General features: G+C 40.2%; 13 protein-coding genes. 3 read left to right on the top strand and 10 right to left on the bottom strand.

Translation table 11 applies throughout. The features are described from left to right. Nucleotides 1–292 precede the first annotated feature (292 nt). Nucleotides 293–1,024, top strand: coding sequence for a coiled-coil domain-containing protein (locus QQK00_RS03615; RefSeq protein WP_284216109.1), 732 nt, complete (start codon nt 293–295; stop codon nt 1,022–1,024). Nucleotides 1,025–1,088: 64 nt separating this feature from the next. Here QQK00_RS03615 and QQK00_RS03610 read toward each other — a convergent pair whose 3' ends face one another. Next, nucleotides 1,089–1,682 carry a TetR/AcrR family transcriptional regulator gene (locus QQK00_RS03610; protein WP_284216108.1) on the bottom strand — a complete coding sequence of 198 codons (594 nt, stop codon included), beginning with the start codon at nt 1,680–1,682 and terminating at the stop codon, nt 1,089–1,091. Between the two features lie 129 nt (nt 1,683–1,811). On the opposite strand from QQK00_RS03610, the gene QQK00_RS03605 reads away from it, so the two are divergent. Continuing rightward, nucleotides 1,812–2,552 (top strand): hypothetical protein, encoded by a 741-nt coding sequence (locus tag QQK00_RS03605; RefSeq protein ID WP_284216107.1) that lies wholly within the window; start codon nt 1,812–1,814, stop codon nt 2,550–2,552. Between the two features lie 77 nt (nt 2,553–2,629). On the opposite strand, the gene rpsO is transcribed toward QQK00_RS03605, so the two are convergent. From rpsO to rimP, 6 genes are all read right to left on the bottom strand, one after another. After that, on the bottom strand, nt 2,630–2,899 hold the full coding sequence (gene rpsO / locus QQK00_RS03600; protein WP_284216106.1) for a 30S ribosomal protein S15: 270 nt from the start codon (nt 2,897–2,899) through the stop codon (nt 2,630–2,632). 114 nt (nt 2,900–3,013) lie between these two features. Continuing rightward, entirely contained in the window at nt 3,014–3,973 is a 960-nt protein-coding gene (truB, locus tag QQK00_RS03595; RefSeq protein WP_284216105.1) for a tRNA pseudouridine(55) synthase TruB, read from the bottom strand. 3 nt (nt 3,974–3,976) lie between these two features. Next, on the bottom strand, nt 3,977–4,360 hold the full coding sequence (rbfA, locus tag QQK00_RS03590; RefSeq protein WP_284216104.1) for a 30S ribosome-binding factor RbfA: 384 nt from the start codon (nt 4,358–4,360) through the stop codon (nt 3,977–3,979). A gap of 102 nt (nt 4,361–4,462) precedes the next feature. After that, a complete protein-coding gene (gene infB / locus QQK00_RS03585; protein ID WP_284216103.1) occupies nt 4,463–7,072 on the bottom strand; it encodes a translation initiation factor IF-2 in 2,610 nt (869 codons plus the stop codon). Between the two features lie 23 nt (nt 7,073–7,095). Next, complete coding sequence (nusA, locus tag QQK00_RS03580) at nt 7,096–8,592, bottom strand: transcription termination factor NusA (RefSeq protein WP_284216102.1); 1,497 nt, start codon at nt 8,590–8,592, stop codon at nt 7,096–7,098. A 36-nt stretch (nt 8,593–8,628) separates the two neighbouring features. Next, nucleotides 8,629–9,087, bottom strand: a complete 459-nt coding sequence (gene rimP, locus QQK00_RS03575) for a ribosome maturation factor RimP (protein ID WP_284216101.1) — start codon at nt 9,085–9,087, stop codon at nt 8,629–8,631. Between the two features lie 361 nt (nt 9,088–9,448). Between rimP and QQK00_RS03570 the strand changes: the two genes are divergently transcribed. Next, a complete protein-coding gene (locus tag QQK00_RS03570) occupies nt 9,449–10,105 on the top strand; it encodes a response regulator transcription factor (RefSeq protein ID WP_284216100.1) in 657 nt (218 codons plus the stop codon). A gap of 67 nt (nt 10,106–10,172) precedes the next feature. On the opposite strand, the gene QQK00_RS03565 is transcribed toward QQK00_RS03570, so the two are convergent. Genes QQK00_RS03565 through QQK00_RS03555 form a run of 3 tightly spaced genes read right to left on the bottom strand, consistent with a single transcriptional unit; the run spans nt 10,173 to nt 11,804 of the window. After that, the gene (locus QQK00_RS03565) at nt 10,173–10,940 is read right to left on the bottom strand and encodes a CsgG/HfaB family protein (protein ID WP_284216099.1); all 768 of its coding nucleotides are present in this window, start codon (nt 10,938–10,940) and stop codon (nt 10,173–10,175) included. Nucleotides 10,941–10,950: 10 nt separating this feature from the next. Then, the gene (locus QQK00_RS03560; protein ID WP_284217556.1) at nt 10,951–11,376 is read right to left on the bottom strand and encodes a curli assembly protein CsgF; all 426 of its coding nucleotides are present in this window, start codon (nt 11,374–11,376) and stop codon (nt 10,951–10,953) included. A 20-nt stretch (nt 11,377–11,396) separates the two neighbouring features. Then, a complete protein-coding gene (locus QQK00_RS03555; RefSeq protein WP_284216098.1) occupies nt 11,397–11,804 on the bottom strand; it encodes a CsgE family curli-type amyloid fiber assembly protein in 408 nt (135 codons plus the stop codon). Nucleotides 11,805–11,816: the final 12 nt, after the last annotated feature.

The raw sequence follows: 11,816 nt of genomic DNA, 5'->3' as shown, positions 1-11,816 counted from the left end.
CTTCATCATATGGTTGTTTTTACAATTTTGCAATTTATTCGGTATAAGCACGTCGGAATTGCTTAGCGAAGCGCCGTTTTGCCTATATTTAAGACAAACTAAGAAAATTTAAAACAAAACCAACAAACATTTTTGTAACAATTCTCTAATTTTACAAAATATGCACTTAGCACTTGTGTTTAAAGCAGTTTTTACTAGCACCTAAATTTAGTTTAGGTATCATTGCGAGTATTGAATGTCTGCATGACCAGAATGAATCGCTAGTAACTATAATATAAGAAGAGGAAAAGGAATGACTGCAGGGGATAAAGACCAAGAGTTTGCACCCATAAATGTAGATGTTGATGATAGAATTCCAACATCAAGTGCACGAAAGCCGACTCAAACAGTGGTGCAGCCGGTTAAGAGCAATAATATTCTTGTCAGTACTTTGTTGTTGGTGAGCCTTGTCGCGTTGGCAGGCTGCGTCTATTTATACCTTGAACTGCAAAAAGCTAATCAAACCATTGTCAGCAATGGCGATAGAATCCTGTCTGTTGAAAATCAACTGTCTGCTACAGGTGAAGAAATTGGTAACTCCACTGTCGCGCTTCAAGTCAAAGTAAGTGAGCTAACAGAGAAGTCTAAAGAGCTATGGGATCAAATGGATAAGCTCTGGGCTAGCGCTTGGCGCCGAAACCAACAAGAAATAAAAGCCTTACAAACTTCCGTAAAAGACTTTCAAACGGATGTAAACAAAGTCGTTGGCGATGTGAACAAGCGAGTAGATAACGCGGAATCTGATAATCAACAACTAGTGACGCGTATTAACAGCATAAACGGGAACATTTCTGAGCAAGCGAATAATTTATTAGCGGTGACTGTAGAACAAGAAAACTTAAATAAACAAGATGCAGATAAATCAAAAGAAATACGCGAGCTGAACGAAAAAATAATATTATTAGAGCGTCGTAATACTAACTTACTGCAAAAATTAAACGAGTTAGAAAGCCAACTTAAAGAAGTAATAAATAAAACGGTTTAAAAGGGCTGACAACACTCTTTTAATCATTAGCTGTAAGCATTTGCCTCGAGTATATATCGGGGCCTTAGCCTTCGTATAAATCAACACTCTTTAAGGTTTGTTCTGCCATTAACCATAGGTTGTCTTCGTTTCCAGGTACTTTAGACATCATGTAAATCCCGTTTAACAGGTTTTGTAATATTAGTGCCAGGGCTTTGGTATTCGCATGTTCAGTAATTTCCTTTCGCTCCTTTCCGCAGTTTACTAAGTATTCAAATTGAGCCATTATTGATTTATTGGCATCGCTTATATAGGGGGATAAATCAGGGTGAATGTTTGCAAGCTCAGACGTGCAGTTAACTAACATACAACCTTTTAATGAGTTTGCCGACGCGACGACCGAACAAATATGCTTAAAGGTGTCCGTAAATAACGCTTTAATAGGGGTTTGTTTATTACCTTCATTAAACGCTTTTGCAGGGCTTTGTTCAAAATATTTTGTCAATGCTTCTTTAAATAAAGCCTCTCTGCTGCCAAAAGCATGATAAAAACTAGAACGTGTAATCTCCAAAGTTTCTGATAGAGACTTTACTGAGCACGCCTCATAGCCTTTTTGCCATAGTTCATACATTACCTTCTCAATCGCTTTGTCACGATCAAATTTTGCCACTCTTCCCATAAATCAAACCAACTTGTTTTGAGTTCTATATTGTACATTCATGTACACTATTTACACAAGAAGAATATGTGTATACACTCTAAAATGTACACGAGTGTACAATATTATATCTTAAACAAGGAACCCAAAATGAAAACGCCTGCCACTTTCCGTCAAATAACGTTGTTTTTATGTATACTTTTAGGTTGTGCAAATATGGCGCTAGCGGATACAGAACTAGCGGATACAGACAATATAAGAATGTTGGATTTTGTGATAATGAGCCATGGTCACGGCATAAGTGACCGAAATATTTATGACGATAAAATGCTTCGTATTGCAAAAAATCACAACATGACGATAGAAAGAAGCTTTAATGTAAAAAAGTTTATTATGGGAGATGAGTTACTCGCTGGTGTAATACGCATAAATGTTTGGCATATGCCTAAAGGCGCCCTTAAAAACCTGAGTGAAGATGCGGATTATCAATCTCTCATAGAGTTCAGAAATAGTATTCACGATATGGCTGCGCTATCCATATTTTTTGCTGAGCCAGATTCTATTGGAGGAACTGCCGGACATACGATCTTGGCTGATTTAGTTGTTATGGCACCTGACTTTGATGTCAATGACCGGCAGCAATATGAGAATAGTGTTGCACCAATAACTCAAAGATATGGCATGACACGCTTTGCATCGTACGACATTACTAAAAAGCTGAGGGGCGTTGCGCCTGAGCACGCTGTTCGTCTAAATTTTTGGAATCTAGAAAACCCCGAGAATATGAAACTTGTAGGACAGGATCCGGACTACAAAGCGTTGGTCTCATACCGTAATAAAATTCACGATATGGCAAAAGTCACTTTGTTTTTTGCTAGCGAAAATAAATAAATACTTAAGCACAAAAAAAGCGCTCTAAGAGCGCTTTTTAATCATTTATATGCAATGTATCGCTATAAATGGATATTCTATCGGCGTAGGCCTAAACGTTTGATTAAGTCTTGGTAACGAGTCACATCTTTACGCTTAAGATAGTCAAGCATTTTACGACGCTGAGAAACCATTCTTAACAAACCACGACGTGAATGGTGATCCTTTTTATGCTCTTTAAAGTGACCTTGAAGCTTGTTGATATTGTTTGTTAACAAAGCAACCTGTACTTCAGGTGAACCAGTATCGCCAGCTTCGCGACCGTATTCTGCAATAATTGCAGCTGTTTCTTGTGTATTTAGTGACATAGTTTTCTCCAAAAATGAATGATAAATGGCCCGATCACTAATTCAGTGCCATTCGAAGAGGGCGTAGTATAACGATCACGATAAAAACTTCAAGGAATAATTAGCGTTAAATATCTACGAAGCAATTGATTCATGTACGACAACTAAACGCTTAGGTTGAAGCATGTTGTTTTCAATCACACTAGCAATACCTAAAAATTGTTCTTCGACATGCGCATCAATATTATAAACGCGCACATTGTCCCCAAACACTAAACATTTATCGCCAGCGATTTGCATACCATGCTTGAATTGCTCAGCCTCAGACGTCCTAATATTAACGATTGGTAAGGATTGCACCTGTATGTCCATTGGTAATAATTGTTTATCCAGCCACCGAAAGTCTTCTTCATCTCCGGCGTTCACCACTGCGCTTTCGCTCAGGCTTTCTGTAGTAATCATAGGCAACGATTCGAATTGTTCGATACTAATCCGTCTTAGCGCTTTTACATGCGCGCTGCAACCAAGTAATTGCCCTAAATCATCGACGATAGTGCGGATATATGTACCTTTTGAACAATGTATTCTTAATGAAAGTTCATCATCAATTAAACTAATAACGTCGTTGCTAAATACATGAATAGTACGTGTAGGCCTTGGCACGTCGATCCCTTTGCGAGCATAATAATATAAAGGTTTTCCTTCATATTTTAAGGCCGAAAAAATCGAAGGCGTTTGTTCAATCTCGCCACGGAAATTTGCAAGCGCCTTTTCAATTTGATTTAGGGAAACCTTTACAGGGTGTTCTTCAACAACTTCACCATCCGCATCAGAGGTATCAGTTCTAACACCTAACTTGGCGGTCACTTCGTAGGTTTTGTTTGCTTCGAGTAAAAACTGCGAAAATTTAGTAGCTTCACCCAAACATACTGGCAACATGCCCGTAGCTAAAGGATCTAAAGCGCCAGTATGCCCCGCTTTTTGCGCTTTATATAAGCGTTTTACTTGCTGAACAATATGATTTGACGATTCACCTTGATGCTTGTCTATCAGAATAACGCCATTTACAGGACGACCTTTACGCTTCCTTCCCATAGCTTATTCGTTGTCTTTTTTTAGTTCATCATTTTTTATAACACTATCCACTAAAGTGCTTATACGTACGCCTTCTGTAATTGAAGTATCTCGCACAAAGTGAATCGCTGGCGTATTTCTCATCCGCACACGCCTAGCTAACAAGCCACGCATAAAACTAGCACCTTCTTTTAATGCAATAAAGTCTGTTTTATTTTTATCTTCGTCATCAGAATAAAACGTCACATATACTTTTGCATGACCAAGATCTTTTGATACTTCTACTTCAGATACAGTAATCATGCCTAAATCTGGTGTTCTATGTTTAAACTCTTGCTGCAAAATACTGGCTATTTCTTTATGTATTTGCTGGCTTACACGATCAGTTCTTGAAAACTCTCTTGCCATCAATTTTCCTATATTCTTTAATCTAGATACTTATTTTACAGTATCTCTTGGACAAAAATGGAGGCATTAAGCCTCCATTTTCTATCTAAAACAAACCAGTATTTAGATTTCGCGTTGTACTTCTACAATCTCAAATACTTCAATTTGGTCGCCGACTTTTACATCGTTATAATTTTTAACGCCGATACCACATTCGATACCTTTCTTGACGTCTTGAACATCATCTTTAAATCTGCGCAATGACTCTAACTCACCCTCGTAAATCACTACGTTTTCACGTAGTACGCGGATTGGGTTGTTGCGTTTAATGATACCTTCCGTCACCATACAGCCAGCAATTGCACCAATTTTAGGTGATTTGAACACATCACGCACTTCAGCAAGACCAATGATTTCTTGCTTAAACTCTGGCGCAAGCATACCACTCATGGCTTGTTTAACTTCGTCAATCAGTTCATAGATAATACTGTAATAACGTAAGTCAATTTCTTCGGCTTCTACCATACGGCGAGCAGTAGCATCAGCACGTACATTAAAACCAACAATGATTGCACTAGACGCAGCCGCAAGTGACGCATCTGTTTCAGTAATTCCGCCAACACCACTACCAACGATATTAACTTTAACTTCATCCGTAGAGAGTTTGGTTAAACTATCTGCGATGGCTTCGATTGAACCTTGAACATCAGCCTTAAGCACAATGTTAAGCTCGCTAACATCGCCACTTTCCATATTCGCAAACATATTTTCAAGTTTGGCTTTTTGCTGTTTCGCTAACTTCAACTCACGTTGTTTAGTGTGTCGTTTAGAAGCAACTTCCTTCGCTTTACGCTCATCTTTAACAACGAGTGCATCTTCACCAGCAATAGGAACACCTGATAGGCCTAAAATCTCTACCGGAGTAGACGGACCGGCAAGCTTAACATCAGCACCAGTTTCATCCCTCATTGCACGGACTCGACCATATTCTTCACCGCACAATAAAATATCACCAGGTTTTAGTTCACCTTCTTGGACCAAAATAGACGCAACTGGACCACGACCTTTATCCAAGCGAGACTCAATTACAATACCTTTAGCAGGCCCATTGTCTACAGCAGTTAACTCCAAGACTTCCGCATGTAAAGAAATCGCTTCAAGCAACTCATCAACACCTTGTCCAGTCTTTGCAGATAGGTTTACGAATTGATGCTCACCTCCCCACTCTTCTGGAATAACTTCTAATTGAGACAATTCAGTTTTAACACGCTCTGGATCAGCAGCCTCTTTATCAATTTTATTCACAGCGACAATTAGCGGCACATTGGCTGCTTTAGCGTGCTGAATAGCTTCTTTGGTTTGCGGCATGACACCGTCATCTGCCGCAACAACAATAATAACAATATCAGTTGCTGTTGCACCACGCGCTCGCATAGCTGTAAACGCGGCGTGCCCAGGTGTATCTAAGAAGGCAATTCTACCGTTATCTGTATCAACACTGTATGCACCAATATGCTGAGTAATACCACCCGCTTCGCCAGCAGCCACTTTAGTGCGACGAATGTAATCGAGCAACGAAGTTTTACCGTGATCAACGTGGCCCATAATAGTAACAACAGGCGCTCTGGTAACAGCATCACCATTTGCAACCCCAGCAATCAGTTCATCTTCAAGTGCATTTTCGTTGACTATCTCGTATTTGTGACCCATTTCTTCAATCACAAGTACAGCCGTTTCTTGGTCAAGCACTTGATTAATTGTGGCCATTTCACCCATTTTCATCATGGTCTTAATGACTTCGGTGCCCTTAACTGACATACGGCTTGCAAGATCGCCTACGGTGATTGTTTCACCCAGTTTTACAACTTTTTCTACTGGCGCCACTGGCTTATTAAACCCTTGTTTTAAATGTTCACCGGCATTTTTCTTGGACTTCTTACGACGACGACTGCTGCGTTCAACTTGCATGTCTTCTTCATCTTCAGCCTCCTGTGCATACCGATTTGAATGCAAATGCACTTCTTTAGCTTCATCGCGTTTACGACGCTCTTCTTCTTCTTTCCAGCGACGTTCATTCTCTTCAGCTAATTTACGCGCTTCATCAGCGGCTTTTTTCGCCTCTTCTTCAAGTTTGCGTTGCGCTTCTTCTTCTTGCTGCTTCTTGATTCTTTCTTCTTCAGCTCTTGCAGCTTCAAGCTCTTTTCTTTCTTCATCCGACATTTTAGGTTCAGATTTTCTGCGCTCTTCTGCTTCTTTTTTCGCTTTCTCTGCTTCAGCTTTACGCTCTGCATCTTTTGCTTTGCGCGCTTCATCAGCGATTCTTGCTTTTTCTTCGGCCGCTTTTTTGGCCGCTTCTTCAATTTTCTGCTCCGCTTCACGTTGAGCTTTAGCTTCGTCTTCTTTGCGCTTAGCCTCTTCCTCAGCAATACGTTGCTCTTCAACATCGCTGCGTTTAACGTAGGTTCGCTTTTTACGCACCTCTACTTTTACCGCACGCGACTTACCTTGACTAATCGTGCTGGTAGTTTTTCGCTGTAATGTCATTTTCTTTGGTGGCTGCGCACCAGCGCCGCCATGTTGCTTACTCAAAAAATCTAACAATCGTTGTTTTTCATCTTCCGATACAGAATCAGTAGCTTTTTTATCTAAGCCACAATCCTTAAATTGCTTGACTAACTTGTCAATGGAAGTGCCAATATCTGTGGCAAGTTTTTCTATGGATACTTCTGACATATTAACGTTGTCTCCCCTTGACCCTATGCTTCTTCGCTAAACCAAACAATATTACGAGCAGCCATTATTAATGCTCCCGCTTGTTCTTCGCTTAACTCTTCTATATCACTTATTTCGTCGGTACCCTGCTCAGCTAAGGCTTCAAGGTTAGTAATACCTCTACTCGCCAATACGTAAGCAACATGTCTATCCATACCTTCCAAATCGAGTAACTCTTTTTCTGGTTCTGCGTCTTCTAGCGATTCTTCGTTCGCTAAGGCTTGAGTAGTTAAGGCCGCTTTAGCACGTGTTCTTAACTCTTCTACCATGTCTTCATCCAAGCCATCGATTTCCAAAAGCTCAGCGACTGGCACATAAGCTATTTCCTCAAGCGAAGTAAAGCCCTCATCAACCAGCACTGATGCAAAATCTTCATCAATATCTAAGTTTTCAGTGAATACGCTAAGCACTTGCTCATTTTCAGCTTGGTGCTTGGCATTCATGTCTTCAACTGTCATCACATTCAGTTCCCAACCAGTGAGTTGGCTGGCTAAACGAACGTTTTGACCGCTACGGCCGATAGCTTGGGCTAAATTATCGCTTTCAACAGCAACATCCATCGCTTGTGTATCTTCATCAACAATAATAGAAGCAACTTCAGCTGGCGCCATCGCATTAATGACATATTGCGCAGGATTTTCATCCCATAGCACAATGTCCACACGCTCACCGCCTAATTCGCTAGACACTGCTTGCACTCTAGAACCGCGCATACCTACGCATGCACCAACAGGATCTAAGCGCTTATCATTTGTCTTAACAGCAATTTTTGCTCTAGCACCAGGATCGCGAGCAGCAGATTTTATTTCTAAGGTTTCTTCGGCTATTTCAGGTACTTCAAGTCTAAATAGCTCAACCAACATATCCGGGTGAGTACGACTAATAAATAATTGTGCACCACGTGCTTCAGGACGAATAACGTATAAAAGACCACGAACACGATCACCGGGCCTGAACGTTTCTCTTGGTAGCATATCATCGCGATATATTACCCCTTCAGCATTATTGCCCAAATCAATAATTACGTTATCACGATTAACCTTTTTAACCGTCCCCGTCACTAATTCGCCTACGTTATCTTCGTATTCAGCAATCATCTGTGCACGCTCAGCTTCACGTACTTTTTGCACAATGACCTGCTTAGCAGTTTGTGTAGTTATTCGGTCAAACTTTATTGATTCAATCTGTTCCTCAACATAGTCACCCAATTGAATTTCAGGTTCGTCAATTTGAGCAGCAGAAATAGTAATTTCTGCAAACGGATTTTCTTGAATTATATCGTCTTCAATTACTAACCAACGTCGAAAAGTATCAAAATCGCCGGTTTCTCTATCGATGGATATACGCACTTCAATTGCGCCTTCATTTTTCTTTTTAGTCGCACTTGCTATCGCGAATTCTAAGGCTTCAAATATTTTTTCGCGCGGTACTTGTTTCTCATTAGAAACGGCTTCAGCAACTAGTAGAATTTCTTTATTCATCTTATCCTCATACCTTTTGTAGGCAAGTGTGCACTGCTAGTCGAAGCTAGCAATCAAATTCGCTTTATTAATATTGTTGTATGCTAGCGTAAAACTTTCATTATCTACTTTTACTTCGATATCAATATCTGAAGCATTGAGTAGGTTCCCCTTAAAATTTCGACGGCCTTGTTGCGGCATATTTGTTTTTACTGCCACAATTTCACCAACAAATTTTTTAAAATGACTTGGTTTAAATAACGGTCTATCCATCCCAGGAGACGACACTTCAAGGTTATATTCTGTAGAAATAGGATCTTCTACATCTAACACTGCGCTCGCTTGATGACTCACTTCAGCACAATCATCAACCTCGATGCCATTTTCATGGTCGATATATAGTCTTAAGGTACTATGCTTACCAGCCCTTACAAACTCACACCCCAGCAACTCGAAACCAATAGCTTCAACAGCAGGTGAAAGCATTTCAGTCAATCGATTTTCCAATTGAGACAATAGTTTAACTCTCCAACTCACACGTATAAAAAAAGGGCAACATGCCCAATTTGCTCTCTCAGATAGATAAAAATTAATCGAGAGAAATAAAAAGGCCCCGAACCAAGCGGAGCCTTTCATTAGAATTCTAATCACCAAATCCTTGGTGGACATTAACCATCTTACAACAGAAATGCCGCTAGGTGTCGCTACTATGATCCAGGGAGTAGCGAAATCATTAACGTGAGTATAACCCGTAAGGGTTTCAAGAGCAAACCCAATTGCAAGTTATTTACCCCATATTAATGACTCAATCTTCGTACGCTAGTTTATTGAATAAACAGCTAATTAGTTGTATCTTAAAATAAAAAAGGAGTTTTTTATGCCTAATAGCGCATATGTGCTAACGAGGAACAAAATTAATAACGACAACAGAACACATTCAAGCTTTACTCACTTTTTAGACCTGGTCGATGCCTGTGGATTTACCATCAAAATAGGCGCACTACTACCAACAAGCAGAAACTTAAGAAGCATCAAGATATGTTTTATAGACGCAGAATATTGCAAATCTGATGTGCTGTTAGGTTTACCTATTGTGAGAGAATACCCTGCACTTATTAAAGTGATTTTTAATGCCAATGCGGATCACACTGAACTGCACTATGCCGCGTTAAAACTCGGCATAAGCGGTGTATTTAATAAACGTGATCCTTTAGAGCTTGTGATTAGAGGTATTCAGCAAGTAAAAGCGGGGAAAAAATGGTTCAGTCGAGATCTGATGGACAGATTTATTTCTGAATTGCTGACAAAAACGCCATTTGACGAACGACACACCTTATCAAACGACGTGCTAACGAAAAGAGAACGCGCGATCACACAACTCATTATAAAAGGCGCGCAAAATCAAGAAATTGCAAACGAGCTACATATTAGCGTCAATACAGTCAAAACACACATATATAGTATATTTCGGAAAACCGAGTGCCGAAACCGCATTGGGCTAATTAAATGGTACACTAAACAATTTACACATTGATTGAAAGACGTGTAATATATCAAACAACAAAAGACCTTAACGCATACACGTAAATCCCCTTTGTTTTTTAGGCCTTAGCTCGCCATACTCCTCGCTCAATACCTTTAACAACCAATTCAGAGACGGCTTTTTCGATACCTTGTTTCACACATTCAAACATCGGCTCATTAGTTGTATAACCGGCTTCAGCCTCTAACAAACGTCGAAAAGACACATAGCGAAACAGGCCACTTCGAACTTCTTGGCTAAGTACCTTTTTTGTTGTGGATACAGAGAGCAATACTTGACCAGTATGCACATCTACAGCGCGCATATAAATTGAAATCTGATCCTCTCTAAACAGTTGAGAAGCGCCTAGGCCAAAGTACTCTGCACCTAAACCTCCAGTGCGATTATTGGTATCATAGCTAATAATCCCCCCCTCAAGAATAATGCGAGCCGTTGCTAGTGGCGGCAGATCTTTATCGTTGTTTTCATCATTTGCAGCACGGATAATTTTTCTTTCGGTCAATATATTTTGCAAACCTTCTCGTTCAACAGGTAAAAACCAATCAGTTTCTGCTAAGGTTTGTACTAGGATAGATGTGGCTCCCTGAGTCACCGCAGTTGAAAAAGAGCTGGCACCTGCTGATGGCTTATATTGGCCAGTTTGATCTCTAAATGCATATACCGAGACAGGTATTTTGCCCACAGGTGTAGGTAAGGCCTTTAATTCATTTAGGGTTTCTCCAGACTCAATCACCTGAGCAGATGCTTGTTCCGGCGGTAAAAATTTTGTCAAGGTCTGGCAACCCGATAATAAAAACAATACCAATATACAAACTATACTTCTCATTTAGTTTTCCTTAACCAAACTTGGGGATCTCAACGACGGTTATTTCACCTGTGATTACATTAGTTATATTGACGATGATACTGTCAGGATTGGATGTAATTAATTCTACTTCAAAGTCACCGCTAACAAACAAACTATTACTGTCAAAAATACTCGGGACCGGCTCGCCATTCTCATCCAATTCCACCTCACCAAAGGCAACATCTGTAATCTCTCTTACCAACCTATTGATGTATGCTCGCTCTAATGACTCTTGCAATCGTTCATCATAAGTTCGTTCGCGCAAGGGCGCCGTATGGTTGTTTTGTGCATTTGCCTTATTGAGTAAAAACGAACCATTTAAAGGGTTTCCACCAAAACTTGGGTTATTGGGTGTATACACTAATTCCGTTGAGTAAGCAGTCGTGTTGACGCATACGCAAGCAGCCAATGTCATAATCCTATGCTTATTTACTTTCATTCCCATTCGTCCTCCGCTAAATCTGGACTTCTCTGCTTTGTATCATCATTAGCGACAGCATCAAGTACCTGCAAAATCGCTTGCTGAACGCGTTGCTCGATAGGTACTTGGCGTCTTCCCATATAGGTTTGATACACCGTTTTATTGTCATAAATTACCGTTAGTTTTGTACCCGCTTGTGGAACGACAATTTCTTTCACAAGAAGATTTTTACCTGTGCCTGAAGGCACTTCTCTCCAATATTGGCCTAGTTGTGACGCAAACTCGTGCCCTTGCCTGCTAATAGTACTGTCTAATAACAAGCCCCCTAAACTCAACTCACTGGCACCAACACGCCCAAAAATCAAAAGACATGCAACGACAAGAATGTATTTTAGTTGTTTTACGCTATCGCCTATTTTCATATCACGGGTGTG

The sequence above is a fragment of the Agaribacter marinus genome (assembly GCF_030160655.1).
In the GTDB taxonomy this organism is placed as follows: Bacteria; Pseudomonadota; Gammaproteobacteria; order Enterobacterales; family Alteromonadaceae; genus Glaciecola; species Glaciecola marina.
The sequence above is the reverse complement of the archived record's forward strand: the minus strand, read 5'-3'. Positions and strand labels throughout refer to the sequence as shown.